We start from the raw sequence: 26,363 nt of genomic DNA on the forward strand, positions 1-26,363 counted from the left end.
GGCCCGCGCGGGGGGGCGGGGGGGGGGGGGGGGGGGGGGGGGGGGGGGGGGGGGGGGGGGGGGGGGGGGGGGGCGCCCGGGGCCCCCCCCGCGCCAATGCACGAGCCGCAGGTACGGGGGGAACCCCGGCTCTGTGCGACGGCCGATGACCAGTCGGCTCACTCTTAACTGCGCCGCCGCCGCTGAAAACGTCACACCCTGCGGGAAAAAAGTTCAGCGACTTTAAAAACAGCAGGTCACAGCGTTGCCTAAAGGTCAAAGCGCGCTGTACGTCGGGTCCGGGGTGGCGACGGGCTGGTTCGGCAGCAGGGGGGCGAAGCCGGTCGGGGCGGGTGAGGCGGCGCCGTCCTCGTGGTGGTCGTTGCCCCCGCCGTTGCCGTTGCCGTCTCCGCTGCCGTCTCCGCCGCCGGAGCCGCCGGTGCGGCCCGGCCGGCCGTCGCCGTCACCGCCCTGGCCGTTGTCACCGCCCTGGCCGTCACCGTTGCCCTGGCCACCCGAGCCGCCCTTGCCGTCGCCGTTCGTGCCGTCCTTGCCGGCGCTCGCGCCGGAGCCGAGGACGGTCTTGCAGAACCTGTTCACCCGGCCGGCGCCGCCCGCCAGTCCCTCCAGGGCGCGCTTGCGGTCGGCGCCCAGCGGCTTGCCGTTCAGGATGGTCCGGCAGGAGGTCAGCGCACCGCTCCACCGGCCGCCCGGGGTGCCGGCCGAGTCGGTGTCCCGCCCCCGCGGCTTGCCGGACGGGGCGGGCGAGGACGTCCCGGAGCCGCCGGACGTGGTGCCGGAGGAGGGGGTGCCGCTCTCGCCGCCGAGCAGGGACTCGGGCGAGGTCGAGCCCTGCGGCTGTGCGGGGGTGCCGGCGGCCGAGACGGAGGCCCCCGGCGCGGGGCGGTCGTCGCCGAACGGGGTCGGCAGCACACCGGTGCCCACCGCCGCGGCGACCCCGCCGAGCATGCCGACGGTCAGCGCGGCGGCGAGGGCGAACCGCGCGGGGCGGGCCCAGCCCGGGGCGCGGAGCGGTCCGGTACCGGCGCCGATCCGGAAGAGCCCCGCGTCGGCGCTCCGCCCGGTCCTTCCCGGCTGCCGCGCCAGGGCGGTCCGCTGGTCCTCGGCGGATTCGCGCGCTTTGCGGAAGGCAGCCAAAGCGGCTTCCTCACCAGGGAGTTCGGTGTCGGCGGGCACCGCCGGCACGGAGAGCGAGCCGAGCCTGCGCGCGAGGCGTTCTGCCTGGTCACGGGCGGATGCGTCGACGGCTTCCAGCGACTCACCGCGCAGCAGACGTTCCGCCGTCGCCCGGTTCAGCCACTTGTCCTGCTCGTCGGCCATCACATGTCCTTCTGCGTCCGCGAACGCGTATGCGTCACACTCGCGGATGTCACCGCACGATCATTCGGTTCCCGCGGGGGCGGCAGCGCGTCCAGGACGCCCGCCTTGTCCGGGTCGGCGCCGAGGAGTTCCGCGAGTTTCCGCAGACCCCGGTGGGCCGCCGTCCGCACGGCGCCGGCGCGCTTACCGAGGGTATCGGCAGCGGTCTTGGCGTCGAGACCCATGACCACCCTGAGGACCACCGCCTCGGCCTGGTCCTGCGGCAGCCGGGCGATGAGCGCGAGGGTGGAGTCGGTGGTCAGCGCCTCGATGGCCTCGCCGGCGGTGTCCGACTCGGCGGCCCGGCCGGCCAGTTCCGTCTCGTCGCCGCCGATCGCGGGGCGGCGGCCGCGCATCCGTATGTGGTCGAGGGCGCGGTTGCGGGCGATCCGGGCGGCCCAGCCGCGGAACCGGTCCGCGTCGCCGCTGAACCGGTCCAGGTCCCGGGCGATCTGCAGCCAGGCCTCGGAGGCGACGTCCTCGGCGTCCGGGTCACCGACCAGCGTGCGGACGTATCCGAGCAGGCGGGGCTGGACCGCACGGTAGACGACGCGGAACGCGGTCTCGTCCCCGTCCTGTGCCGCACGTACCGCGGCGGTCAGCTCCGCGTCGTCCCCCAGCACCCGATATACCTACTCTGCGCCTAAACCGGCGCCGCTCTCGCGGACGTGGTTTCTCGCCGTCGTGGTTCCTCAATTGATGTTCGGGGCCGTGGATGGTTGCGGTGGTCATGCGTCTTCCACGGCCCGGCGCGAACTGCACGTTACGCACTGAATCCGTTCCCCGTCCATGTCCGTACAAGATGCAACTGACTCGTGACGCCGTGGGGTGTGACAGAAAACGCAGTCATGGCGCTGAACGAAGTACGGGCCGCCGCGCGGTCCGTGCCGCGCGACGGCCGGGGCCTCTCCTGTGGGGGGTGGCGGCCCCGGCCGTTGCCTCGGTGCCGCTCGGCGCGTCAACGCGGAGGCACCCGGGGCCTGTTGATCATCCGGCCGCCGGCCCGCGCAGTCAGTCGCCCTTGCCGCTCGCGGACTTGCCCTTGCCCGAGTTGCCCGTGTCGCCGGGCTTCTTCGTGTTGCCGGGCTTGGCAGCCTTCTTCCCGTTTGCCGCCGTCTGTGACAGCAGCTCGGCACAGTACGCGGTTACGTTCGTCTCACCGCCGGCGGCCTGGATCAGCCGCTGCCAGGCCGTCGAATCCATCGCCCGGCCGTTGTCCTTGACCTTCTCGTAGGCCCGGCAGTGGGCCTCGGTGTCCTGCGCGGTGACGGGGCGCCCGGACGGGCCGGTGAGTCCGGGGGTGCCGGGGTCGTCCGTGGCCGGCCGGCCGGTGGAGCCGCCCGGTGCGCTCGGCGCGGAGCCGGGCCGCCGGCCGTCGTCGTGGCCGTGGTCCGAGGAGTGCACGGACCCGATCGCGGCGACCGCGACGCCGCCCAGGGTGAGGCTCGCCAGGGCCATGGTCAGGGCCGCCTTCACCGAGCGGCGGACGCGGCGCTGCTCGCGCGGGCGCCAGTCGTCCCGGCGCCGGGTCCGCGCCCGGTGCGCCCCGGCGTCCCGGGCGGTCCGGAACGCGGCCACCGCCTGCCGTTCACCCTCGGCGCCGGGGGCGTCCCCGCGGATGGCGGCGGCGAGCAGCGCCTCCAGCGCCGGACCGGCGGCCCCGGCCTCGGGCACCGTGCCGTCGGGGTGCGCGTGCCGACGGCCGCGCTCGGCATCGTCGCTTCGCGGTTCACCCATGTCCCTGTCCGTCCCTGTCCGACGGCCGCCCGTCGTGGCCACTCCTGCCGCCCCTGACGTTCCTGCCGCCGGGGGCGTTCGTCGCGTTCTCGCCGTGCGCGCCGTCCTCGGCGTTCATGTCGACTCCCCCAGCGTCCGGGGATCCTCCTGCGTCACACCCGTCGCACCCAGCCGCCGGGCCAGGCCCTTCAGCCCCCGGTGGGCGGCCGTGCGGACCGCGCCCGGGCGCTTGCCGAGCACCCGGGCGGCGGCCGGGCCGTCCAGGCCGACCACCACCCGCAGCAGCACCGCCTCCGCCTGGTCGCGGGGCAGCGAGCGGACCAGTTCCAGCGCCCGCTCGGTGGAGAGCGACTCCAGGGCCTGGTCATGGGTGCTGTACGTGCCCGGCAGGTCCAGCACGTCCTGCTCCAGCGCCGTCGACCGGGGCCGTACCTTCAGCCGGCGCAGATGGTCCAGCGCCCGGTGCCGGCCGATGGTCGCCGTCCAGCCCCGGAAGCCGGCCCCGTCGCCCTTGAACCGGCCCAGGTCCCGGGCGATTTCCAGCCAGGCGTCCGCGGCCACGTCCTCGGCGTCGTCGCCGACGATCCCGCGGAGGTAGCCGAGCAGACCGGGCTGCACCAGCCGGTACGCGACCGCGAACGCGGCCTCGTCGCCTTCCTGGGCGCGCGCCACGGCGTCACCGAGCTCAGCGTCGTGGGCCTGCGCGCGGCGGGTCCGCCCTCCCTGGCTCAACACGTTCCTCGTTCGTACCGAGTGCGAATCGGGTTCCGCGAACCCGACCTCGTGCCGTGCGCCCCGTCCGGCGGTGCGCGCGGCCCCCACGATCACCAGCGTCCGCCCTCACAGAAGTGTCACAGTCGGCCGGATCCGGCCGCCGTGAGTGACGTTTGGTCAGCTGCGGACGCTGTGTCCAAGCGTTGCCTGTGCGACAGGCGTGACAGCGCCTGGCAGGTGTGACAGCGATGGTCTTCTTCTAGGGGTGGGGACGAGTGAGTCCACGCGGGACGCGTGCGTACAGACCGCTGAGCGTGAAGCGGCGGGTGTGGCTGACGCTGGGTGCGGTGGTCCTGGGCGGCGGGGGCGTGGTGTCGTACGCCGTCGCCAGCCCGTCCGCCGGTCACGGGGCCGGCGGACAGGCCAAGCGGCCGGTGCGGGTGTACGACCTGGCGCTGACGGGCGGCGCGAGCGGCGAGCGGAAGCTGCCGCGCACGGACACCAGACAGTTCTCGCTGCTCGGCGTCTCGTGGACCGGGGCGGCCAAGCGGCTGCACGGTACGGCCCAGGTGCGCACCCGGTCCGTCGGCACGGGTGAGTGGACCGCCTGGCACGACCTGGAGGCCGCCGACCCGCTGGAGGACCCGGAGGCCGGCGCCGGCGCGCGCGGTGCCTCCGAGCCGCTGTGGGTCGGCCCCTCCGACGGTGTCCAGGTCCAGGTCGTCCACCAGGACGGCTCCACCAGCTCCGGGCTGCCCAAGGGGCTCCAGGTGAACCTGGTCGACCCCGGGGTGGTGACCGACGCGGAGGCGAAGGCCGAGCCCGCGGCGTTCGTGGTGGAGGGGAGCCCGAGCGACAGCGCGTCACCCGCCGACTCGCAGTCGCCGGCCGGCTCCGAGTCGCCCGCCGGGTCCCCCTCGGCCACCGAGTCCGCGACGGCCTCCGGCTCCGCCGCCCCGAGCGGCTCGGCCTCCGCGTCCGAGTCGCCCTCGGCGACGGCCTCCGACTCGGCATCGGCCTCGGCATCCTCGTCGGCTTCGGCTTCGGCTTCGGCTTCGGCGAGCACGTCCGCCGGTACCCCCACCGCTCCGCCGTCCACCGTCCCCGAGCCGCCGATCGTCTCGCGGGCCGGGTGGGGCGCCGACGAGTCGCTGAGCCCGGACCCGTCGGACTACAACGCGGACGTGAAGGCCGTGTTCGTGCACCACACGGACGGCACCAACGACTACACGTGCGCGCAGTCCCCGGCGATCGTCCGGGGCATCTACGCGTACCACACGCAGACCGAGCACTGGAACGACATCGGCTACAACTTCCTGGTCGACAAGTGCGGCACGATCTTCGAGGGCCGCAAGGGCGGCGTCGGCCTGCCGGTGCTCGGTGCCCACACCTACGGCTGGAACCGGGAGTCGGCCGGTATCGCCGTGCTCGGTGACTACACCACCGCCGGTGCCACGGACGCGGCCCTGGAGTCGATCGCCCGGCTCGCGGCCTGGAAGCTCGGCCAGTACGGCGCCGACCCGGCCGGGACCGTGAAGCTCACGGCGGGCGCGACCCAGACCAACTACTTCGGCACCGCCTACACCTCGGGCACCGCGTACACCTTCAACCGGATCTCCGGTCACCGCGACGGCTACAACACCCAGTGCCCCGGCAACTCGCTCTACCCGCAGCTGCCGACCGTCCGCGCCTGGGCGGCCGGCCCGGTGCAGGGCCTGAAGCTCACCTCGCTGTCCGGCGCGGGCCTGTCCGGCTCGACGTACTACACCAAGGGCACGGTCACGGCGAAGTGGTCGACGACCACGCCCGGTTCGCTGATCTCGAAGTTCCAGGTGCTGGTGGACGGCAAGCCGGCCGCCACCGCCGCCGGTACGGCGACCTCGGCGAGCGCCACGCTCACCGCGGGCAGCCACACCGTCGCCGTACGGGCCGTGCACCAGTCGGGCAGGACCGCGACGACCGCCGCGCTGACCGTCGTCACCGACACCACCGCGCCCACCTTCACCACGGCGCCCAAGCTCTCCCTGCGCACCGGCACCGTCAGCGCCACCGCCGTCCCGGTCACCCTCGGCTGGAAGGCCGCCGACAACGCGGCGCTGAAGTCGGTGAGCCTGCTCTCCCCGGCGACGGCCGCCTTCGGCCCGACCACGACCGGCTCCAGCCGCACCGCCAAGCCGGGCTCGGCGTCGACCTGGTCGATGAAGGCGGCCGACTACGCGGGCAACACCCGCACCTCGTCGCCGTCCTTCACCCCGGTGATCCTCCAGGAGACCTCGGCCGTCAGGTCCGGTACCTGGACGGCCCGGTCGTCCACCAGCTACCTGGGCGGCAAGTCGTACTCCAGCGCCTCCAAGAACGCGAGCCTGAGCTGGACCTTCACCGGCCGGTCCGCGTCCTGGGTGGTCAGCCGGGCGGCCACCTCGGGCCAGGCGTACGTGTACGTCGACGGCGCCAAGGTCGCGACCGTCGACCTGAAGTCCGCGACGACCTCCTACCGCCAGGCGATCTGGACCAAGACCTGGTCGTCCAGTGCCAAGCACACCGTGAAGATCGTGGTGGTCGGCACCAGCGGCCGCCCGACGGTCACGACGGACGGCCTGGTGTACCTCAAGTAGCCGGAGAAACGGCTCAGGTGGCCGAGTCCACCGGTTCGGGCGTCCGCTCCCGCGCTTCCAGCGGGACGGGCGCCCGGTCCGCGTTCACCACCACTCCGGCGACGAGCGCGCCCAGCAGCAGCGCGGCCATCGCCCACCAGGTCGCCACGTTGAAGCCGTGCACCGCGGCCTTCGCCTCAAGGAGCGCCCGGTCGGGGATGCTCGCGGCGTGCGCGCCGGCGTAGCGGGTGGTGACGCTCGCGGCGATGGTGTTGAGCAGCGCGGTGCCGATCGAACCGCCCACCTGCTGGGCGGTGTTGAAGGTGGCCGAGGCCGCGCCCGAGTCGCGCGGGGCGACCCCGCCGGTGGCCAGCGAGACCGAGGTCATCATCGCCGTACCCATGCCGAGGCCGAGCATCAGCATGCCGGGCAGGATGTGCGAGGCGTACGCGGGCTCGACCCCGACCTGGGCTATCAGCGCGAGCGCCCCGGCCGCCAGCAGCAGCCCGGGGACCATCAGCACGCGCGGCGGGACCCGGTGCAGCAGCCGGGCGGCGACCTGGGTGGAGCCGGTGACCATGCCGACGGTGATGGGCAGGTAGGCGACGCCGGTCTTCACGGGCGAGTACCCGAGGACGCGCTGCATGTAGTAGGTGAGGAAGAGGAAGACGCCGAACATGCCGATGGTGGTGAGCAGCACGGTGAGGAAGGCGCCGACGCGCTGCCGGTCGCGGACCACGGTCATGGGGAGCAGCGGGACCGGGGCGCGGGTCTGCCAGAGCCCGAAGAGGCCGAGCAGGGCGACCCCGCCGATCAGCAGGGTCAGGACCAGGGAGTCGGTCCAGCTCCGGGACTCCGCCTCGGAGAAGCCGTAGACCAGGGCGAGCATGCCGGCCGAGCCGAGCAGGGCGCCGGGTACGTCGAGGCGGGCGTCCGGGTGGCGGCCGCCGCCGGGCAGCAGGACCCAGGCACCGGCGAACGCGACCAGCGCGATCGGCACGTTGACGTACAAGCACCAGCGCCAGTCCAGGTACTGGGTGAGGAAGCCGCCCGCGAGCAGCCCGACCGCAGCACCCGCGCCGATGATCGCGCCGAAGATGCCGAACGCCTTCCCGCGGTCCTTCGGATCGGTGAAGGTGGTCGCGAGCAGCGACAGCGCGGCCGGGGCGAGCAGCGCGGCGAACACGCCCTGCAGCGCCCGCGCCCCGAAGAGCATCCCCTCGTTGACCGCGGCCCCGCCGAGCGCGGAGGCGGCGGCGAAGCCGACGAGTCCGGTCAGGAACGCCATCTTCCGTCCCGCCAGGTCGGCGATCCGGCCGCCGAGCAGCAGCAGTCCGCCGAAGGCGAGCGTGTAGGCGGTGATGACCCACTGCCGGTTCCCGTCCGACATGTGCAGGGCGGTCTGGGCGGAGGGGAGCGCGATATTGACGATGGTCATGTCGAGTACGACCATCAGCTGGGCCAGTGCGATGACGACCAGGACCCACCAGCGTCGGTTTTCGGCCATGGGTCAATCGTGCCCCCGCCAGGGCCAGTTGGGAACGGCCGCGTCTCCAATTACGGGGTTTTTGCCGAACCCCGGGCGCCGGGGCGGCTATGCCACCGCGTCCCGGCACAGCAGCCGCAGCGAGCCGTGGCCGCCGTAGCAGCGCCGGGCCTCGTCGATGGGGTCCCACAGCCGTCCGTCGTGGGTGCGGATCCAGTGGTCGCCGCCCGACGCCCACCACTCGGCGCCGCCCTGCCGGACGATCACCTCGCCTGCGTAGGCCCCGAGGCCGCGGAGCATCTCCCGCACGGCGTCGTACGGCGCGCCCTCCCGGCGTATGTCCTCGATCGTCCGGTCGACCCGCCACAGGCTCTGCGCCGAGTAGTCGAGCCGGACCCGCGCACCCTCGCGCATCATGGCCACCGCGTCCGCCGCCCAGCGGGCCGGTTTCACGGCGGCGTGCGGCCTGGGCTGCTGCTGTGCTGTCACGTAGTGGGCTGTCACATAGAGAAGAGCGAGGTCAGCGGCGTTTTCGTCACCCGGATCCGGGCCGTTTCCGCAACCGGCGCAGGACCCCCTCAAGTCCACCGCAGCTCCACCGCACGACACGCACAGGAACCTCTCAGGTCCGGCGGCTCAGGCCCTGCGGCTCAGACCCGGCGCCTCAGACCGGACCGCGGGCCCGACATTTCAAGCCCGGCGGTTCAGGCCCGGCGGTTCAGGTCCCTCGGTTCAGGTCCCTCGGTTCCGGCCCGGCCGCGAGCCCGACGGCTCAAACCCGGCGGTTCAGACCCGGCGGTTCAGACCCGGCGGTTCAGACCCGGCGGTTCAGACCCGGCCGCGGGCCCGGCAGTTCAGGCCCGGCGACTCAGACCCGGCCGCGGGCCCGGCGGCTCAGGCCCGGCGACTCAGGCCCGGCGGTTCAAAACCCGACGGTTCAGGCCCGGCCGCGGGCCCGGCGGGAGACCACTGCGCGCAGCACGCGGCGGCCCTCGGTGGAGATGTCCAGGGCGCGGCGCAGTCCGGACGGGCCGTGGCCGGCGATCAGTTCGAGGACGGTGACCTGCCGGCGGAGTTCGGCGGCGACCAGCGGGGACATGCCCTCGGCACCGCCCTCGCGGCGGGTGTCGGCCGGGGCCGCCGCGCCCTCGGCGGGGTCCAGGAGCCGGTGGATCTGCAGCGAGGCGACGGAGCAGGCGTCGGCCCAGACCCGGATGCCGGCCGCCTCGTGCGACTCGGGCGCGGCGGCGAGCATCCGGCGGGCGAGCATCTCGGCCTCGTCGGCGCCCCCGGCGGCCGTCCCACCGGTGCCGAGCGAGCCGCGCGCCTTCTCCAGCCCCTCGCCCCAGTCGGAGCCGTCGGCGAGGCTCGTCCACAGCGGCCGCAGCACCAGGTCGTCCCCGCCGAGCAGTGGCACGCACCGATCCAAACAGGCCAATCCGCTGGCGGCCAGTCCGCGTTCATCGGCCTGCGCGATCAGCTCCACCAGGCTCATGCCACGCCTCCCACACCGGTCCATACCAAGGCGCCGACCTTTACGGAGCCCGCACTTCCCCTAACTGCGTGCGATCCGCCGGGAGTGTCACAGCGGTACGACGCCCAGCAGGTCGAGCAGCCGGAAGAAAGGGTTTTCGGCCAACGGCGCCGACGGGTCCGGGTCGGCACCGAGGACGGCGAGCAGCGCGTCGGCGCCGACGGTGTGCCCGGCCTCGGCCGCCCAGGCGACGGCGCGGCCGGCGGCGTCCCGGGGTTCGAGGAAGTAGTCCTCCAGCGACAGGCCCTGTTCGCCGACCCCCAGATACCGGCCCGCCGCGGCCCGGCCCAGACAGGTGGTCCAGCCGCCGCTCTCCAGCCCCGCCGCCTCGACGACCACACAGGCGCCGTCCATCACATAGCCGAACAGCGCGGGCGAACCGGTGCGCGCGGCGAGGGCGTTCATGCTGCCGACGTCGGCGTCCGGGCTGTCGTACTGCCACACCTGCCAGCCCTCGGGAGCCGAGGTCCGCAGCACACCCCCGTCGGGCGGCAGCCCGCCGCGTCCGACGACGAAATACCCCCAGTGCCCCATACCGGTCCCCCCTCGTCCCGGGCCGAATACACCACAGAGGCAAGGGAGTCCGCCAGACGCGTGCGACCGCGGATCAGGGCACGCATCACGCCGCAGATCCGTGCGCAGATCCGTGCGCGGATCCGTGCGCGGATCAGAGCGCGGCCGGGGCGGCGCCCGCCATCGCCTTCTCGTGCTGCATGCGGGTCAGCCGCACCACGACGAGGATCGCGAGGACGGCGGCGGCGATGTCGAGGGAGTCCGAGATCACCATCCGCAGGGCGCCGTCGCGGACCTGGGCCGCGCCCTCGGCGTCGCCGTCGCCGGTCGTGGCGAGGCGGTCGGCGAACAGCGAGCCCAGCCAGAGCGTCCACCAGGCGTTGACCAGCGCGTGCGAACGGGTCGTGCCCCAGGGGCTGCTGGCGTCCCAGATGTCGAGGGTGATCCGGCGCGGGAACCAGAGGTTCACGACGGGCACGAACCAGCCGCCGATCGCCCAGCCCGGCGACTTGCGGTGCCCGAGCGGGTTGAAGACCTGGGAGTTGGCCCGCACCCGCTGGAACCAGCACAGGTACACGATCACGCAGGCGACCAGCGCGACGGCCTGGGCCCCGGCGGCCGCGGCAAGCAGCGAGTCGGCGCGCCCGGCCCGGCGGAAGGCGGCGGCGCTCGGCTCGCCGTCGGCCAGCGCGCCCGCGGCGTCGTACTGGAGGAGGTCCGCGCAGACGGCGAACAGATCGGCGGCGATGACGACCCCGAGCAGCACCACGGCGGCCCAGCCGAGCCCGACCGGCGAGCGCAGCCACAGCCCCGGCGAACTCCCGAACGCCGGGACGGGCTCGGACGAGTCGCCCAGGCAGCGGTGGCACAGGGTGGTGCCGGGCGCGGCGGCGAAGTGGTGACAGCGGGCGCAGATCAAGGCGGAGTCCCCCCGGGGTAGGGCACGGAACCCTCCCCCGGTCCGCGCGCGGAAGCGGAACATACGGCCCGCCACCGCCGTACGTCCACCTCTGACCCCGTATCAGCCCAGCTTGTCCGCGAGTCCCTCGAACGCCGTCCAGGACAGCGCCGGGGTGCGCGGGTCCCAGAGTTTCTGCGCGGTGGCCCGCAGCGGCATCCGGATTCCGGCGGCCACCTGGTCCTGCGTCTGGGAGTCCGCGAGGTCGCACCAGACCGCGAACGAGCCGCCGAGGATTTGCGCGTCGTAGGCGGCGGGGACGGCCGTGGTGCCGCGCAGCACGCGCGGGGTCCACTGCTGGTAGATCCGCTGCCCGGTCGGATAGACGAAGGTGTTGGGCTCGCCGAGGACGTAGTAGAGGAACTCGTCGTTGTAGTTGAGGACCTTCCGCCCGGCGCTCAGGTACTCCGCCGGCTGCCGGGCGCCGATCTCCTTGCCGGTCCAGTAGGCGACCTGGAGGTCCTCGGCGGGCTGCACGGAGGTGCCCCGGAAGAAGCCGTCGTTCCAGGCCCGCAGGGTGCGGTCGTGGGAGCGGACGGTGTCGGCGCGGTCGCCCAGCCAGCCGGTGGTGAGGTCGGCGACGGTGCCCGAGTCGCCGTACGCCTGCCGCGCGGCGTCGGCGAGCTGCGGGTAGGAGGCCTCCGGGTCGGCGACGGTCAGGGCCTGGTACTCGTCTCCGCCGAGGTTCCAGTAGGAGCCGGGGAATACGTCGGCGTACTCGTCGAGCAGGTCGTCGACGAGCTTCGCGGAGGCGTCCAGGGAGATGTCGACGGCGCCCTTGGTGGCGACGCCCTGCGCGTTGCGCAGTTGCAGTTCGGGGTGGGCGGCGAGGACGGCGCCGAGGTGACCGGGCGAGTCGATCTCGGGGACGACCTGGATGTGCCGGCTCGCGGCGAGCGCGACGATCCGCTTGACCTGAGCCTTGGTCAGGTGGTCCTTGGAGACGATCTCGGGGTGGGTGGCGGACTCGATCCGGAAGCCCTGGTCGTCGGAGAAGTGCAGCCCGAACTGGTTGTACTTGAGATCGCCGAGCTCCTTCGTCCGGGCCTCGATCCACCCGGCGGTGAACGGCTTGCGCGCGATGTCCAGCATGAACCCGCGCTGCGGCTTGGCCGGCTGGTCCTTCACGACCCCCTCGGGGGCGGTGCCGCCGCCGCGCACCTCCTGCTTCAGCGTCCGGGTGCCGTAGAAGACACCCGCGTCCCCGGGCCCGACGATCCGCACCGACCCGCCGCGCACGGTCATGGTGTACGACTCCGGGTCCCCGGTGCCGCCGAGGTCGAGCCGCAGATCACCGGCGCGTACGTCCTCGTTCGCGCCCTTCTGTCCGGCGTACGCCAGCCCCAGTTCGCCCGCCGTCAGCCGCCCCTCGTCGGCCAGCGCCGGGTCGCTCACCACGACCCGCCCGTTCTTCGCGGGGCGCCAGCCGGGTCCCCGGGCGGCGGTGTGGGAGCGCACGGCGGGGATGGTGCGCGGGGCCTGGGAGAGGGGGTAGCTGCGGGTGGGCGCGGGAGTGGGGGTGGCGGCCCCGGCCCGGTCGGCGGACGAGGCGGCCTGGCTGCTCCCGGAGGGCCGCCGGGCCGATCCGGCCGCCGTCTCGCCGTCGCCGTCGTCGGAGGCGGCCCACACCCCGATGCCCGTACCGAGCGCAACGGTCCCCACGAAGGCGGCGGCGACCACCGCCCGCCGCCGCGCGACCTGCCGTCCCGAAGGCCTGCGCCTGTGCTGGCTCACGGCCCCAACCTACGACGCGACCACCGCACCGACGTCATCCACCCGCTCCGAAACTCTCCCGTTCGGGTGAAATTCAGGCAACCAACGGACACACCGTGAACGTCCTCGATAACGTCGACGACACATCTCTCCCAGCATCCCCTGCCACACCGCATGTGACGCGAGGACCCACGCTGCCCGCCCACCGTCTGCCCCATCTCCCCACCCCGCTGGACGCCTTCAACGCCGCCCCCGACGCCGAGGCCGGCGCGCTGCTCCTGCACTGCCTCCACAGCCTGCGCTGGTCCCGCCGCATCGCCGACCACCGCCCCTACCCCGACGTGGAGTCCCTCCTGGCCGCGGCGGACGAGGCGGCGTACGACCTCTCCCCGGCGGACCTGTCGGAGGCACTGGCGGGCGAGTGCCTGCCGGAGCTGCCGGAGGACACGTACTCGGCGGCCCACACGGCCCTGACGGCGGCCCACGCCGCCTACGAGGCCAAGTTCGGGCACGTGTTCGTCATCTACCTGGGAGACACGCCGCCCACCGAATCCCTGGACCGCGTCCTGGAAGGCATCCGGTCACGTTTGACAAACGATCCGGAAGAGGAACGGATCATCGCGGCAGAGGAACTCCGGCGCCTTGCCGGGCAACGGCTCGCCGAGAAACTCAGGGGCGCGGGGAACTGCGCGACCAGCCCAAACGCACCCGCATCCGGCAAATGACCGAACCCGGCACCCCGGACACCGCCCGGCTAACCCATCCGCGTGCCACTTTGATCACACCGGTAGGCCCGGCGTAAGCCCAGCGGCAGCGCATCGCTACGATGCTGGGGGCCGGTGGACCGTACCCGGCCGGGCCCGACCGACACCCACAAGCCGGCGCGGCCCCGATACCCCGCTCCCGGAGGGACTTCCGTGCCGGCTGGAACGCTGTACCGCGGCCGGGAAGGAATGTGGTCCTGGGTGGCTCACCGAGTCACCGGCGTCCTCATTTTCTTCTTCCTGTTCGTTCACGTGCTGGACACCGCTCTCGTCCGCGTCTCCCCCGAGGACTACGACAAGGTCGTAGCCACGTACAAGACGCCGATCGTCGCACTGCTGGAGTACGGCCTCGTGGCCGCCATTCTCTTCCACGCGCTCAACGGCCTGCGTGTCATCGCCGTCGACTTCTGGTCGAAGGGCCCGCGCTACCAGAAGCAGATGCTCTGGACGGTCGTCGGTGTCTGGGTCGTCCTCATGGTCGGGGCCATCTACCCCGTTCTCGGCCACGCCGCTCGTGTCCTGTTCGGGAGCTGACGCAGATGTCGACCACTGAAACCACCGCCGGCGTCGGCCCCGTCGAGGGCGCGCCCCTCTTCAACGTCGACAACCCGGCCCCCCTCATCGAGGCCCCGCGCAAGCGCACAAAGAAGACCCCGCGCTCCACCCGCGGCAACTTCGAGATGGCCGCCTGGCTGTTCATGCGCCTGTCCGGCGTCGTGCTGGTCGTCCTCGTCCTCGGCCACCTGCTGATCCAGCTGGTGCTCGACGGCGGCGTGTCGAAGATCGGCTTCGCCTTCGTGGCCGGCCGCTGGGCGAGCCCGTTCTGGCAGGTCTGGGACCTGCTGATGCTGTGGCTCGCGATGCTGCACGGCGCGAACGGCCTGCGCACGATCATCAACGACTACGCGGAGCGCGCGAACACCCGGCTGTGGCTCAAGGGCCTGCTCTACACGGCCACGGTGTTCACCATCCTGCTGGGCTCGCTGGTGATCTTCACCTTCGACCCGAACATCCGCTAGGCACGGGGCTGAGGTACTAACGACATGAAGATCCACAAGTACGACACCGTCATCGTCGGCGCCGGCGGCGCGGGCATGCGCGCGGCCATCGAGTCGACGAAGCGCAGCCGCACCGCGGTCCTGACGAAGCTCTACCCCACCCGCTCCCACACGGGCGCCGCGCAGGGCGGTATGGCCGCCGCGCTCGCCAACGTGGAGGAGGACAACTGGGAGTGGCACACCTTCGACACGGTCAAGGGCGGTGACTACCTGGTCGACCAGGACGCCGCCGAGATCCTGGCGAAGGAGGCCATCGACGCCGTCCTCGACCTGGAGAAGATGGGCCTGCCGTTCAACCGGACGCCCAACGGCACCATCGACCAGCGCCGGTTCGGCGGTCACAGCCGCAACCACGGCGAGGCCCCGGTCCGCCGGTCCTGCTACGCCGCGGACCGCACCGGCCACATGATCCTCCAGACGCTGTACCAGAACTGCGTCAAGGAGGGCGTGGAGTTCTTCAACGAGTTCTACGTCCTGGACCAGCTGATCACCGAGGTCGACGGCGTCAAGAAGTCGTCCGGTGTGGTGGCGTACGAGCTGGCCACCGGCGAGATCCACATCTTCCAGGCGAAGGCGGTCATCTACGCCTCCGGCGGCACCGGCAAGTTCTTCAAGGTGACGTCGAACGCCCACACGCTGACCGGTGACGGCCAGGCCGCGGTCTACCGCCGTGGTCTGCCGCTGGAGGACATGGAGTTCTTCCAGTTCCACCCGACCGGCATCTGGCGCATGGGCATCCTGCTGACGGAGGGCGCCCGCGGTGAGGGCGGCATCCTCCGCAACAAGGACGGCGAGCGCTTCATGGAGAAGTACGCGCCGGTCATGAAGGACCTCGCGTCCCGTGACGTCGTCTCCCGCTCCATCTACACGGAGATCCGTGAGGGCCGCGGCTGCGGTCCCGAGGGCGACCACGTCTACCTCGACCTCACCCACCTCCCGCCGGAGCAGCTGGACGCGAAGCTGCCCGACATCACGGAGTTCGCGCGCACCTACCTCGGTATCGAGCCGTACACGGACCCGATCCCGATCCAGCCCACCGCGCACTACGCGATGGGCGGCATCCCGACGAACGTCGAGGGTGAGGTCCTCATCGACAACACCACCGTCGTCCCGGGCCTGTACGCGGCCGGCGAGGTCGCCTGCGTCTCGGTCCACGGCGCCAACCGCCTGGGCACCAACTCGCTGCTCGACATCAACGTGTTCGGCCGCCGGGCGGGCATCGCGGCCGCCGAGTACGCGCACACCGTGGACTACGTCGACGTCCCGGAGAACCCGGCCGAGTTCGTCGTCTCCCAGATCGAGCAGCTGCGCACCTCCACGGGCAACGAGCGGGTCGCCACGATCCGCAAGGAGCTGCAGGAGACCATGGACGCCAACGTCATGGTGTTCCGCACCGAGCAGACGATCAAGACGGCGGTCGAGAAGATCGCGGAGCTGCGCGAGCGCTACAAGAACGTCTCGATCCAGGACAAGGGGCGTCGCTTCAACACGGACCTCCTCGAGGCGATCGAGCTGGGCAACCTGCTCGACCTCGCCGAGGTCATGGCGGTCTCCGCGCTCGCCCGCAAGGAGTCCCGCGGCGGTCACTACCGCGAGGACTACCCCAACCGCGACGACGTCAACTTCATGCGCCACACCATGGCGTACCGCGAGGTGGGCGACGACGGCACCGAGTCCATCCGTCTCGATTACAAGCCGGTCGTCCAGACCCGCTACCAGCCGATGGAGCGTAAGTACTGATGGCAACCCCCGTTCTGGACAAGGTGGAGGCGGAGGCCGCGGCCTCGGACCACCTGATCACCGTCACCTTCCGGGTCCGCCGGTTCAACCCGGAGGTCTCGGCGGACGCGGTCTGGGAAGACTTCCTGCTGGAGATCGACCCGAAGGAGCGCGTCCTCGACGGCCTCCACAAGATCAAGTGGGACGTCGACGGCACGCTGACCTTCCGCCGGTCCTGCGCGCACGGCATCTGCGGCTCGGACGCGATGCGCATCAACGGCAAGAACCGCCTCGCGTGCAAGACGCTGATCAAGGACATCAACCCCGAGAAGCCGATCACGGTCGAGCCCATCAAGGGCCTGACGGTCCTCAAGGACCTGGTCGTCGACATGGAGCCGTTCTTCCAGGCGTACCGGGACGTCATGCCCTTCCTCATCACGAAGGACACGAACGAGCCCACGCGCGAGCGTCTCCAGACCGCCGAGGACCGCGAGCGCTTCGACGACACCACGAAGTGCATCCTCTGCGCCGCCTGCACCTCCTCGTGCCCGGTCTTCTGGAACGACGGCCAGTACTTCGGCCCGGCCGCCATCGTCAACGCACACCGCTTCATCTTCGACAGCCGTGACGAGGCGGGCGAGCAGCGCCTCGAAATCCTCAACGACCGCGACGGCGTCTGGCGCTGCCGCACCACCTTCAACTGCACCGACGCCTGCCCCCGCGGCATCGAGGTCACCAAGGCCATCCAGGAAGTCAAGCGCGCCCTGATCACCCGCCGCTTCTGATCCCCTTCCCTCACCCCAGAGCCCCGTCTCCGCCACTTCGGAAACGGGGCTCTCTGGTGTTTCTGGCCAGTTATCGCCATCTACTGAACGAGTCGTTCCGTCTGTCACACTCCGGGGACATTGCCCAAAAGGTGGGGGGCGGTTCATGATCAGAAGGGCGAAGCCGGATCCGGGGCCTAGAGTTCCCTATCCGCTCGGTTACGCGGAGGCCACGACCTCAAGCCTCACGGTGGCGGCTCCTCTGCTCGCAGGAGCGGCGCTTTCCCTGGTCGGTGTGATCATCGTGGAGGGCAAGCACTTCCGGTACGCCGACCTGACGCTGTTGCTCGTCGTCGCAGCCGCCGTCGCGTTGATCGCGAGCATTCAGATCGGGGCGGACGCCCGCAGGTACCTCTACAACAAGGCGACGATCGAAGACTGGTACGGGAAGGACCGCGTCGACGGCAGCAAGGCCGCGAAGAGCCATGCGAAGCACTTCATCAAGTGGAGGTCACGGATCCGGAAGGCCGTCATCGCCTTCAACACCGGCACCATGCTGTTGATCCTCGCCGTGACCACCTCGCTGATTCCTCGCGACAACCACGCGATCGCGCGTTGGGGCGCTGTCGGCCTAGCGTTCACGGGCGCTGCCATCGAACTGTGGTGGATCCGCCGCCTGTTCCACGAGGAAATCGACCAGGCCGCCGAAGAACCCAAGTCACTGGACGGAGGCGCAAACTGATGCTCTACGACGTGACGCTCCCGGGCAACGCACCCCCGACAAACCTGTGCCCCCAATACGGCTGCGAGGCTCCGTTTCCGGGCGGCTACGCCCAGCCGGACATCGCCGCCTGGAACACTGTCGTCGAGCGCGACAACGTCGCCGAAGTGAAGGCATTCCTCCAGGCGTCGGGTGCCCTGGCGGTGAGGCACACCGAGGACTGCCCCTACAGGTTTCTGCCGCCGGCCGTTCTCGAGCTCTGCGAAGGCAAGGACCTCACGGCCCAGCACGACAAGGTCTGGGCGGTCCTCGACGGCGCCTAGTCCTCCGGCGGTACGTTCGGGTCGCCGGTCGGCGCATGGCCGTACGGCTGCCGGCGCCGCCGCCCCGTGAATTCGTCCGACACCTCGCCGAACAGTGCTTCGGCGCTCGCCGGATCCGCGGGCAGCGGATAGTGCAGGGCGTCCAGCAGATCGAAGCGGTGGAGGTCGTATACGACGTGCATCAGGCCGGAGTAGGCCTGCGCCGTGGTCACCGCGCCCTTGTACGCCACGGCCGCCAGTACCAGGCCGGCGGCGCACAGCCACCAGGCGGACGATTCGTCGTACAGGGCCACCGCACTCGCGGCCGTGAGGGCCGAGAACGCCCAGCAGAGGTTCACGGCGCTGTCGAGCGCGTCGCGGGCGGAGTGGAGCGCCTCGGCGAGGGGGTCGGACACCTGGGGGTAGATGCGCGGCCAGGAGGTCAGCGTCGTCAGACCGTAGCGTTCGCCGGCGCTCACCTCCCCCGCGCGCAGCGCGTTGCCCAGGGCCGTGGGCAAAAGGATGTCGACCGTCGGCAGGGCGGCGAGGCGTCGGCGCGCGTCGGCCCGTGTTCTCCGGTCCGCGTCCCCGTCCGCGGACGCCACCGCCCGCCGCCGCAGCGCCTGCCACCGTCTACGCTGCAGCGCGGCCAGCACCCCCGCGAGCCGGGCCGTGAGCGGCCACCGGTCCCAGTACCCCTCCAGCACCCGCACCGCCCGCACCTGGAACGGCTGCAGCAGCAGGCCGAGGAGTGCGGCGGTGACGGTGATGGTCGTGAGGAGGGCCAGCGCTGCCGTGGGATCGGCCGGGCACACGGCACCCCAGTCGCTGTGCCCCGAGAAGCTGCCCGCGCGTATCAGGGCGAGCACCCCGGCGACGAACAGGGCGGACGGCGCGAAGTGCACCGACAGCACTCGTCGCACGGCGCCCCGTCCTCCCCGTACCCCACCACAGTTCTGAGCGGTGTTCAGTATGAGGGCGGCGCCGAGGTCAGCTCACGGCAGGTCTCTGCCACTCGCGGGCGCCTGCCGCGCGCATGAGGGCGAAGGCGGTGTCGGGGTCGCCGGAGACGACGGGGTGGACGAGTTCGAGGTAGCGGACCTGGCCGGTGAGGGACCTGCGGAGCTGGCGGAGGGTGCGGGCGCCGAAGGAGACCCGGCCGGGGCGGTCGACAACGCCCGCCGCCAGAGCCAGGCCCTCGACGCCGACCTTGCATTCGGTGAGGGCGGTGCGGCGGCAGGCGTGGATCTCGACGTCCCCCTGCCACAGGCCGAGGACCACCTTGTACGTCACGGCCGAGCCGATGTAGGTCGCGACGGCGAGATGCCGGTCCGTCTCCGCCTCGCCCGGCCCGTCCAGCCCCAGCCGCTCGGCGACCCCGGCGAACGCCGCCCGTACCTCGCCGCAGAAGGCCTCTGCTCCCGGAGCCATCCCCGCCCCCTCGCTCGCGCGGCACCGACGAGGGCACAGCGTACCGACGGGGCGGACCGTGTCTCGGCCCATTGAGTGACCCGACGGTCAGCCCGCCCGGCAACTGTCATCTTCGCTCCTAATCTGATCGCATGTCAGATGACGAGTCGTACGAACTGCTCGGTTTCGACAATGTGCTGATCCCCGTCGGGGATCTCACGGCCGCCGTCGCCTTCTACGAGCGGGCCGGGTTCGCGGTCGGGTTCCGGTTCGACGAGGGCGGGATCGCGTTGCTGAGGGTCGGGGGCGAGACGCCCGGGATCCTGCTGCGGGTCGAGGAGGGGCTGGGGCACCGGCCGGCGGTGTGGGCCGCGCCGCGGGTGTGGCTGGAGGTGCCGGACGCGCGGGTCGCGGCGCGCAGGCTCAAGGACGCCGGGATCGCGGTGCTGGACGAGCCGTTCTCGGTGGCCACGGGGTGGACCGTCGAGGTCGCCGACCCCTGGGGGAACGTCCTCGGGTTCACCGACTACATCAAGCGGCCGGAGCTCGCCCGGCGGGCGTGAACGGGGTCACTCCACAACCGAGTTGAACACGTTCAAAAGCAGGTCTACAGTCATCCCCGTCAGCGTTTTGAACGCGTTCAAGAAGGGGTGGGGCATGGACCGTACCGTCATCGCCTACGTCATCTACCTGCTCGTCAGCATCGGGCTCACCGTCTGGGTGGCCCGCACCCTCAGCCACAACGGGCGGATCTTCCTCTCCGACGTCCTGCAGGGGAACGAGAAGCTCGCCGACGCCGTGAACCACCTCCTGGTGGTCGGCTTCTACCTCGTCAACCTCGGCTTCGTCGCGCTCTACCTGCACACCAGCGACACGATCGAGGACACCCGCGGGATCTTCGAGGCGCTGTCCTCGAAGATCGGGGTCGTGCTGCTCGTGCTCGGTGTGATGCACCTCGGCAACGTGTACGTGCTGAACCGGATCCGGCGCCGCGGGATCATGGAGAAGGAACAGCTCCCGCCGGTCCCGCCGCAGGGCTGGACCGCGCCGGCGGCCGGGGCGTGAGCACCGTGACCACCACCGACGACCGGGGCGCCGCGCGCGTCCCGGTCCGCGGGCTCACCGTGCTCTACGACGCCGAGTGCTCCCTCTGCACCCACCTGCGCGACTGGCTGGCGCGCCAGCCGCAGCTGGTGCCGCTCACCCTCGTCCCCGCCGGGTCGGACGAGGCCCGGGCCCGGTTCCCCGGGCTCGACCACTCGGCCACCCTCGACGAGGTCACGGTCGTCGGGGACGGCGGGCAGGTCTACCGGGACACCGCCGCCTGGATCGTCGTCCTGTGGGCGCTGCGGGAACAGCGGCCGCTCGCCCACCGGCTGAGCACGCCGGCGGGGGCGCGGCTGGCCCGGGGCGCGGTGCTGGCCGCCGCCTGGTGGCGGGGCGGGCTGGGGAACGGGAAGGCCTTCCGGCGGGAGGACGGGTGGGTCTACGAACCCGGCATCGGGTGGATCTACGAGCCTCCGGGCTGTGCCGGCGGCGTCTGCGCCACTCGTTAGGCTCTGTCCGTGTCCGCGAAGAACGACGGTCCCGCCGAGGCCGCTGCCCAGAGCAAGTCCGAGCAGACCCGCGCGCTGATCCTGGAGACCGCGATGCGGCTGTTCCGGGAGCGCGGCTACGAGAAGACCACGATGCGGGCCATCGCCACGGAGGCCGGGGTCTCCGTGGGCAACGCGTACTACTACTTCGCCGGCAAGGAACACCTGATCCAGGGCTTCTACGACCAGCTCGCCGCCGAGCACCGGGTGGCGGTCCGCGAGGTCCTGGACCGGGAGACCGACCTGGAGGCGCGGCTCTCGGGCGTGCTGAAGGTGTGGCTGGACCTCGCGCGGCCGTACCACGAGTTCGCGGTCCACTTCTTCAAGAACGCCGCCGACCCGGACAGCCCGCTCAGCCCGTTCTCCCCGGAGAGCGAGCACGCGCGCGAGGAGGCGATCAGCGTGCACCGGGAGGTGCTGGCGGGGGCGAAGACCAAGGTGGCTCCCGAACTGCGGGATGTGCTGCCGGAGTTGATGTGGCTGTCGCAGATGGGCCTGGTGCTGTACTGGATCTTCGACCGGACCGAGGGGCGGGAGCGCAGCTACCGGCTGGCCGAGCGGGGGGCCCGGCTGACCGCGCGAGGCGTCTCCCTCGCGCGGTTCCGGGTGCTACGACCGCTCGTCCTCGAGGTGCACGAGCTGTTCACGGACTTCCTGCCGGGGATGACCCGGGTGCTGCCGGATCCGGTGGGCAGGGAGCGCCGGTGACCCCCCTCAGGGCCGGTTGACCGCGTCCACCTCCCCCTCCGCCAGCTCGACGTCGTACACCATCGGCCCCTCCGTCACCGTCACCTGCCGGGCCTTCGAGCCGTACGACTCCGAGGTCACCGCGAGCAGATAGGCGCCCGGGGACGGGACCGACACGATGTACGAGCCGTCCGCGAGGGAGGTGACCCGGTCCAGCTGACGGCCGCCCTTGGACATCAGGGTGACCGAGGCGTCCTCCACCGGGTCGCCGTCCGGAGTGCGGACGAAGCCGTGGATCGCGGTGGCCGGGCCGGTCGGCCCGGCCGGCTCCGGGGCCGTCTCCTGGGGCTCCACGGCCAGGTGCGGGAGCCGCTTGTCCAGCCAGGCCGGCAGCCACCAGTTCGAGTTGCCCAGCAGGTGCATCGCCGCCGGGACCAGGGCCGTACGGAGGATGAAGGCGTCCAGCGCGACCGCCGCCGCCAGGCCCACGCCCGCCGTCGCCGCGCCCGAGTCGCCGCTGAGGACGAAGGCCAGGAAGACGCAGACCATGATCAGGGCGGCGGAGTTGATGACCCGGCTGGTCTCCGCGAGGCCGACCCGGACCGCCCGCGCGTTGTCCCTGGTGTGCACCCACTCCTCGTGCATCCGGCTCACCAGGAACACCTGGTAGTCCATCGAGAGGCCGAAGAGCAGGGAGAGCATGATGACCGGGAGGAACGCGTTGATCGGGCCCTCCTTGCCGAGACCCAGCAGGTCCAGGCCCCAGCCCCACTGGAAGACCGCGACGAGGACGCCGAACGAGGCCGCCGCCGCGATCAGGTTCATCAGGGCCGCCGTCAGCGGGACCACCAGGGAGCGGAAGGCGATCAGGAGGAGCAGGAAGCCCAGGGTGATGATCGTCGCGATGAAGAGCGGGAGCCGGTCGCCGGTGACCGAGGCGAAGTCCTTCGACACCGCCGTCACCCCGCCCACATGGGCCTCGGCGCCCGCCTTCGGGATCACCTGGTCGCGCAGGGTGTCGATGAGGTCGTCGGTCTCCTTCGACTGGGGCGAGGTGGTGGGGACCACCTGGATGACCGTGACGCCCTGGGACGGCGGCAGTTCGGCGACCTGGGCGATCCCCGGGGTCGACTTCAGGCCCTGGACCAGCTTCGCCGTGTCGCCGCCGACGCTGACCACCTGGAGGGGGCCGTTGAAGCCGGGGCCGAAGCCATCGGCGAGCAGGTCGTAGGCCTTCCTGGTGGTGGTGGACGCGTCGTCGTTGCCCTGGTCGGTGGCGCCCAGGCGGAGCGAGAGGACCGGGATGGCGAGGACGGCCATGACGACCACGGCGAGCGCGGCGATGCGGCGCGGGCGCTTCTGCACGTTCGCCGACCAGCGGGCCGCGAGCCCGCTCGCCTTCTCCGGCTCCGGGCCCTCGGCGGCCAGCCGGCGGCGCTGGCGGCGGCTGAGGACGCGCGGGCCGAGGAAGCCGAGCAGGGCGGGCAGGAGGGTGGTGGCCGCTAGGACGCTCAGCACGACCGTCAGGGACGTGCCGATGACCACGCCCTGCAGGAAGGCCAGCCGCGTGACCAGCATGCCGGCCAGGGCGATGCAGACCGTGCCGCCCGCGAACAGCACCGCCCGGCCGGAGGTGTTGAGGGCGGTGACCGCCGACTCCTCCGGGTCCATGCCGCGCAGGATGCCGCGCCGGTGCCGGGTGACGATGAACAGGGCGTAGTCGATGCCGACACCGAGGCCGATCAGGGACGCGAGCAGCGGCGCGATGTCGGGGATGTCGGTGACGTGGCTGAGCAGCTGGGTGGAGAACAGGCCCATGCCGACGCCGAAGACGGCGATCGCGATGGGCAGGGTCATCGCGAAGAACGAGCCGAAGGCGAGGAACAGCACGACGGCCGCGGCGATGATGCCGACCATCTCGGACAGGCCCTGCGGCGGCTCCTGGACGCGCTGGATGGCCTGGCCGCCCAGCTCCACCTGGAGGCCGTCGCGTTCGGCGGCCTGCGCGGTGTCGAGGACCTTCTGGACCTGTTCCTTCGGGATCTCGTTGGCCCGCTTGGTGAAGGTCAGCTGGGCGTAGGCGATCCTGCCGTCCTTGCTGATCTGCGCCGCGCCCCGGTCGCCGGCGTAGGGGCTGGTGACCGCGCCCACGCCGGGCAGCTTCGCGATCTTGTCGAGGGCCGGCTGGACGCGGTCCTTGACCGCCTGGTCCGTCACCGAGCCGCTGTCGGCCTTCCACACCACGGTGTCCGTGTCACCGGAGGTGTTCGGGAAGGCCTTCTCCATCAGGTCGTACGCCGTCTTGGAGTCCGTGTCGGGGAGGGAGAACACGTTCGCGTAGTTCGTGCCCGCCGAGGAGGCCGAGAAGCCCACGCCGACGAGTGCCCCCACCCACAGCAACAGGACCACCAGCCGGTGCCGATAGCACCACCGTGCCAATGCCGTCACGCTCAACAGCTCCTTGTCGTAGATCACTTCGGTCGGTCGGTCCCCCAGGTCCTGGGCAACAGGATCGGCAGCGGGCCGCGTGCCGGGACACGGGGCGCGCATGACTCTCAAGGAACTCCAAAGCTGCGCGCCCCCGGCTGTCGGTGGCGGCGCCGATACTGGGGGCATGACGGCTCCAGGCAGCACCGTGCTGATCGTGGAGGACGAGCCGAGCATCGCGGACGTCCTCGCCATCGCCCTGCGCTACCACCGGTTCGAGGTGATGACGGCCGGCACGGTCCGGGACGCCCTCGCGCTGGCCGAGCGCACCCGGCCGGACGCGGCCCTGCTCGACGTGATGCTGCCGGACGGCGACGGCCGCGCCCTCGCCCGTGAACTGCGCGCCCGGCAGCCGGACCTGGCGCTGGTGTTCCTCACCGCGCGGGACGCGCCCGCCGAGATAGTCGGGGCGCTCGGCTACGGCGACGACTACATCACCAAGCCCTTCAACATCGACGAGGTCGTCGCCCGGATCGGCGCGGTGCTGCGCCGCACCCGCCCGGCCGACGTCATCCAGCAGCGGCCGCCGCTGTGCTACGGCGACCTGGAGCTGGACGAGACGACGTACTGCGTGCACCGCGCGGGCCGCACGGTCGAGCTGACCCCGACCGAGTACGCGCTGCTGCGCTTCCTGGTGCGCAACGGCGGCCGGATCGTGCCGAAGGAGCAGCTGCTCAGGCATGTCTGGCAGTACGAGCACGCGCCGTCCGAGTCGACCGTCGTGGAGACCTACATCAGCTATCTGCGGCGCAAGCTGGACACCCTGGGGGCACCGGTGATCACCACCCGGCGGGGCGTCGGATACGGGCTGACATGAGCCTCGCCAAGCGCCGGCAGCGGCACGGGATCCACTCGCTGCGCGGCGGGCTGACCCTGGCCAACGTCGGTCTCCTCGCCATCGGCATCATCGTGGCGACCACCGCGAGCATCATGGGCATGCGGCTGTACCTGCTCGACCAGGTGGACTCCGAGCTGGTCAAGATGCGGACCTCGCTGGGGAGTTCGGGCCTGACGCTACGGCAGGTCGACTCGCTGAGCGCGCTCGGCGTGATCCGCGAACGGATCACCCCCGCCGAGTCCGATCCGGCCCCGGACTCGATCTTCGCCGTCATCGACGCCAAGGGCGACCCGGTCACCGTCTTCGACATAAGGCCGACGCAGGCCCAGCGGGCCCTCGCCCACGCCGTGCACGACCCGCGCGCCCTCGCCGCCGGGCCCGACCCGCACGACGTCGAGGTGCACGGCGCGTCCTACCGGGTGACCGCCACCCGGCTCGCCGACGGCCCCTACATCCTGCTGGCCACCTCGACCGAGCTGCTCCACAAGGGCATAGCCAAGGCGCTCAAGCTCGACTTCGCCGTGGGCACCCTGCTGCTCGCGCTGCTGTGCTGCCTGACCATGTACAGCGTGCGGCGCCGGCTGCTGCCGCTGGAGGACATGGTCGAGACGTCGTCGGCGATAGCCGAGGGCGACCTCACCCGGCGGGTGCCCTCCAGCCAGCATCCGACCCAGGAGGTCGAGCAGCTGCGGCTGGCCCTCAACTCCATGCTGCACCAGGTGGAGACGGCGTACCGGACGCGCGAGCGCAGCGCGGCCCAGCTGCGCCGGTTCGTCGCCGACGCCTCGCACGAGCTGCGCACGCCGCTCGCCGCCATCCGCGGCTATCTCCAGCTGTACGAGAAGGGGATGCTGCGCGAGCCCGGGGAGCGGCGGCGGGCCTGGGACCGGATGCACGGGGAGGTGGACCGGATGGGGCGGCTGGTGGACGAGCTGCTGCTGCTGGCGCGGCTCGACCAGCGGCCCGAGATCCGGTTCCAGAACGTGGACGTGAGCCGGCTGGTGCGGGACGCGGCGGAGGATCTGCGGGCGCAGCAGCCGGGGCGGCCGGTGGTCGTGGCGGCCGAGGGTGCGGTGCTGGTGCGGGCCGACGAGTCCGGGCTGCGGCAGGTGCTGGGGAACCTGCTGGCCAACGTGCGGACGCATACCCCGGCCGAGGCGGGGGTGACCCTCGGGGTGGAGCGGTCGGACGGGGTGGTGCGGGTCTGTGTGGCCGACGAGGGGCCGGGGCTGGCGGAGGAGGACGCGGCGCGGATCTTCGACCGGTTCTTCCGGGTGGGGAGTGCGGAGGGGAGCGGCCTGGGGATGGCGATCGTGCAGGGGGTGGTGGAGGCGCACGGGGGTGAGGTGGGGGTGCGGACGGCGCCCGGGGAGGGGTTGGCTGTGACGGTTACGTTGCGATCGGTCTGAA

The 26,363-nt window shown here is 71.9% G+C and carries 27 protein-coding genes; 14 read left to right on the top strand and 13 right to left on the bottom strand.

The annotated features are described in order from the left end of the window. Positions 1-255: 255 nt before the first annotated feature. The 4 genes from ACGFZS_RS12920 to ACGFZS_RS12935 form a co-directional block, all read right to left on the bottom strand. Positions 256-1,320: a hypothetical protein gene (locus ACGFZS_RS12920; RefSeq protein WP_393795113.1), complete on the bottom strand. Its 1,065-nt coding sequence runs from the start codon at positions 1,318-1,320 to the stop codon at positions 256-258. After that, positions 1,320-1,982: an RNA polymerase sigma factor gene (locus ACGFZS_RS12925; protein ID WP_393663757.1), complete on the bottom strand. Its 663-nt coding sequence runs from the start codon at positions 1,980-1,982 to the stop codon at positions 1,320-1,322. The genes ACGFZS_RS12920 and ACGFZS_RS12925 overlap by 1 nt, the downstream gene beginning before the upstream one ends. A 388-nt stretch (positions 1,983-2,370) precedes the next feature. Continuing rightward, on the bottom strand, positions 2,371-3,096 hold the full coding sequence (locus ACGFZS_RS12930; protein WP_393795114.1) for a hypothetical protein: 726 nt from the start codon (positions 3,094-3,096) through the stop codon (positions 2,371-2,373). 114 nt (positions 3,097-3,210) lie between these two features. Further along, complete coding sequence (locus ACGFZS_RS12935) at positions 3,211-3,828, bottom strand: RNA polymerase sigma factor (protein WP_393795464.1); 618 nt, start codon at positions 3,826-3,828, stop codon at positions 3,211-3,213. Positions 3,829-4,124: 296 nt separating this feature from the next. On the opposite strand from ACGFZS_RS12935, the gene ACGFZS_RS12940 reads away from it, so the two are divergent. Beyond that, the gene (locus ACGFZS_RS12940) at positions 4,125-6,425 is read left to right on the top strand and encodes a peptidoglycan recognition protein (protein WP_393795115.1); all 2,301 of its coding nucleotides are present in this window, start codon (positions 4,125-4,127) and stop codon (positions 6,423-6,425) included. A 13-nt stretch (positions 6,426-6,438) separates the two neighbouring features. Here the strand turns inward: ACGFZS_RS12940 and ACGFZS_RS12945 are convergent, their stop codons facing one another. The 6 genes from ACGFZS_RS12945 to ACGFZS_RS12970 all read right to left on the bottom strand — a co-directional run bounded on the left by ACGFZS_RS12945 (position 6,439) and on the right by ACGFZS_RS12970 (position 12,629). Then, positions 6,439-7,911, bottom strand: coding sequence for an MFS transporter (locus ACGFZS_RS12945; protein ID WP_393795116.1), 1,473 nt, complete (start codon positions 7,909-7,911; stop codon positions 6,439-6,441). 87 nt (positions 7,912-7,998) lie between these two features. After that, positions 7,999-8,379, bottom strand: coding sequence for a hypothetical protein (locus tag ACGFZS_RS12950; protein ID WP_393795117.1), 381 nt, complete (start codon positions 8,377-8,379; stop codon positions 7,999-8,001). Between the two features lie 448 nt (positions 8,380-8,827). Then, on the bottom strand, positions 8,828-9,385 hold the full coding sequence (locus ACGFZS_RS12955) for a hypothetical protein (protein WP_393795118.1): 558 nt from the start codon (positions 9,383-9,385) through the stop codon (positions 8,828-8,830). Between the two features lie 87 nt (positions 9,386-9,472). Continuing rightward, positions 9,473-9,958: a hypothetical protein gene (locus ACGFZS_RS12960; protein ID WP_393795119.1), complete on the bottom strand. Its 486-nt coding sequence runs from the start codon at positions 9,956-9,958 to the stop codon at positions 9,473-9,475. A 133-nt stretch (positions 9,959-10,091) separates the two neighbouring features. After that, positions 10,092-10,856: a DUF4328 domain-containing protein gene (locus tag ACGFZS_RS12965; protein WP_393795120.1), complete on the bottom strand. Its 765-nt coding sequence runs from the start codon at positions 10,854-10,856 to the stop codon at positions 10,092-10,094. Positions 10,857-10,958: 102 nt separating this feature from the next. Continuing rightward, positions 10,959-12,629, bottom strand: coding sequence for a glycoside hydrolase family 20 protein (locus tag ACGFZS_RS12970; RefSeq protein WP_393795121.1), 1,671 nt, complete (start codon positions 12,627-12,629; stop codon positions 10,959-10,961). A 155-nt stretch (positions 12,630-12,784) separates the two neighbouring features. Between ACGFZS_RS12970 and ACGFZS_RS12975 the strand changes: the two genes are divergently transcribed. From ACGFZS_RS12975 to ACGFZS_RS13005, 7 genes are all read left to right on the top strand, one after another. Further along, entirely contained in the window at positions 12,785-13,333 is a 549-nt protein-coding gene (locus ACGFZS_RS12975; RefSeq protein WP_393795122.1) for a 2-oxo-4-hydroxy-4-carboxy-5-ureidoimidazoline decarboxylase, read from the top strand. A 192-nt stretch (positions 13,334-13,525) separates the two neighbouring features. Continuing rightward, positions 13,526-13,906 carry a succinate dehydrogenase, cytochrome b556 subunit gene (gene sdhC, locus ACGFZS_RS12980; RefSeq protein WP_362312441.1) on the top strand — a complete coding sequence of 127 codons (381 nt, stop codon included), beginning with the start codon at positions 13,526-13,528 and terminating at the stop codon, positions 13,904-13,906. Positions 13,907-13,911: 5 nt separating this feature from the next. Continuing rightward, positions 13,912-14,391 (top strand): succinate dehydrogenase hydrophobic membrane anchor subunit, encoded by a 480-nt coding sequence (locus ACGFZS_RS12985; protein WP_351714984.1) that lies wholly within the window; start codon positions 13,912-13,914, stop codon positions 14,389-14,391. A gap of 24 nt (positions 14,392-14,415) precedes the next feature. Then, positions 14,416-16,170, top strand: coding sequence for a succinate dehydrogenase flavoprotein subunit (gene sdhA / locus ACGFZS_RS12990; protein ID WP_393795123.1), 1,755 nt, complete (start codon positions 14,416-14,418; stop codon positions 16,168-16,170). Then, a complete protein-coding gene (locus tag ACGFZS_RS12995; RefSeq protein WP_393795124.1) occupies positions 16,170-16,934 on the top strand; it encodes a succinate dehydrogenase iron-sulfur subunit in 765 nt (254 codons plus the stop codon). Before sdhA ends, ACGFZS_RS12995 begins: the two co-directional genes overlap by 1 nt. A 274-nt stretch (positions 16,935-17,208) precedes the next feature. After that, positions 17,209-17,655 carry a hypothetical protein gene (locus ACGFZS_RS13000; protein WP_393795125.1) on the top strand — a complete coding sequence of 149 codons (447 nt, stop codon included), beginning with the start codon at positions 17,209-17,211 and terminating at the stop codon, positions 17,653-17,655. After that, positions 17,655-17,957: a hypothetical protein gene (locus ACGFZS_RS13005; RefSeq protein WP_393795126.1), complete on the top strand. Its 303-nt coding sequence runs from the start codon at positions 17,655-17,657 to the stop codon at positions 17,955-17,957. The genes ACGFZS_RS13000 and ACGFZS_RS13005 overlap by 1 nt, the downstream gene beginning before the upstream one ends. Here the strand turns inward: ACGFZS_RS13005 and ACGFZS_RS13010 are convergent. Beyond that, positions 17,954-18,859, bottom strand: a complete 906-nt coding sequence (locus tag ACGFZS_RS13010) for a hypothetical protein (protein ID WP_393795127.1) — start codon at positions 18,857-18,859, stop codon at positions 17,954-17,956. The two genes, ACGFZS_RS13005 and ACGFZS_RS13010, sit on opposite strands and share 4 nt — an antisense overlap. A gap of 67 nt (positions 18,860-18,926) precedes the next feature. Then, positions 18,927-19,367, bottom strand: coding sequence for a hypothetical protein (locus ACGFZS_RS13015; RefSeq protein WP_393795128.1), 441 nt, complete (start codon positions 19,365-19,367; stop codon positions 18,927-18,929). A 131-nt stretch (positions 19,368-19,498) separates the two neighbouring features. On the opposite strand from ACGFZS_RS13015, the gene ACGFZS_RS13020 reads away from it, so the two are divergent. From ACGFZS_RS13020 to ACGFZS_RS13035, 4 genes are all read left to right on the top strand, one after another. Further along, on the top strand, positions 19,499-19,909 hold the full coding sequence (locus tag ACGFZS_RS13020) for a VOC family protein (protein WP_393795129.1): 411 nt from the start codon (positions 19,499-19,501) through the stop codon (positions 19,907-19,909). A 94-nt stretch (positions 19,910-20,003) separates the two neighbouring features. Further along, positions 20,004-20,411 carry a hypothetical protein gene (locus ACGFZS_RS13025; RefSeq protein WP_365694889.1) on the top strand — a complete coding sequence of 136 codons (408 nt, stop codon included), beginning with the start codon at positions 20,004-20,006 and terminating at the stop codon, positions 20,409-20,411. Next, a complete protein-coding gene (locus ACGFZS_RS13030; RefSeq protein ID WP_393795130.1) occupies positions 20,408-20,902 on the top strand; it encodes a thiol-disulfide oxidoreductase DCC family protein in 495 nt (164 codons plus the stop codon). The genes ACGFZS_RS13025 and ACGFZS_RS13030 overlap by 4 nt, the downstream gene beginning before the upstream one ends. Positions 20,903-20,911: 9 nt before the next feature. Continuing rightward, positions 20,912-21,649 carry a TetR/AcrR family transcriptional regulator gene (locus tag ACGFZS_RS13035; RefSeq protein WP_393795131.1) on the top strand — a complete coding sequence of 246 codons (738 nt, stop codon included), beginning with the start codon at positions 20,912-20,914 and terminating at the stop codon, positions 21,647-21,649. A gap of 6 nt (positions 21,650-21,655) precedes the next feature. Here ACGFZS_RS13035 and ACGFZS_RS13040 read toward each other — a convergent pair whose 3' ends face one another. Further along, positions 21,656-24,067, bottom strand: a complete 2,412-nt coding sequence (locus ACGFZS_RS13040; protein WP_393795465.1) for an MMPL family transporter — start codon at positions 24,065-24,067, stop codon at positions 21,656-21,658. Positions 24,068-24,242: 175 nt separating this feature from the next. Here ACGFZS_RS13040 and ACGFZS_RS13045 point away from each other — a divergent pair, with 175 nt between their 5' ends. Together ACGFZS_RS13045 and ACGFZS_RS13050 are read left to right on the top strand one after the other, a co-directional pair. Continuing rightward, complete coding sequence (locus tag ACGFZS_RS13045; RefSeq protein WP_393795132.1) at positions 24,243-24,932, top strand: response regulator transcription factor; 690 nt, start codon at positions 24,243-24,245, stop codon at positions 24,930-24,932. Further along, positions 24,929-26,362: an ATP-binding protein gene (locus ACGFZS_RS13050; RefSeq protein ID WP_393795133.1), complete on the top strand. Its 1,434-nt coding sequence runs from the start codon at positions 24,929-24,931 to the stop codon at positions 26,360-26,362. The genes ACGFZS_RS13045 and ACGFZS_RS13050 overlap by 4 nt, the downstream gene beginning before the upstream one ends. Position 26,363 lies beyond the last annotated feature (1 nt).

The sequence above is a fragment of the Streptomyces sp. NPDC048288 genome, from assembly GCF_043201555.1.
GTDB lineage: Bacteria > Actinomycetota > Actinomycetes > Streptomycetales > Streptomycetaceae > Streptomyces.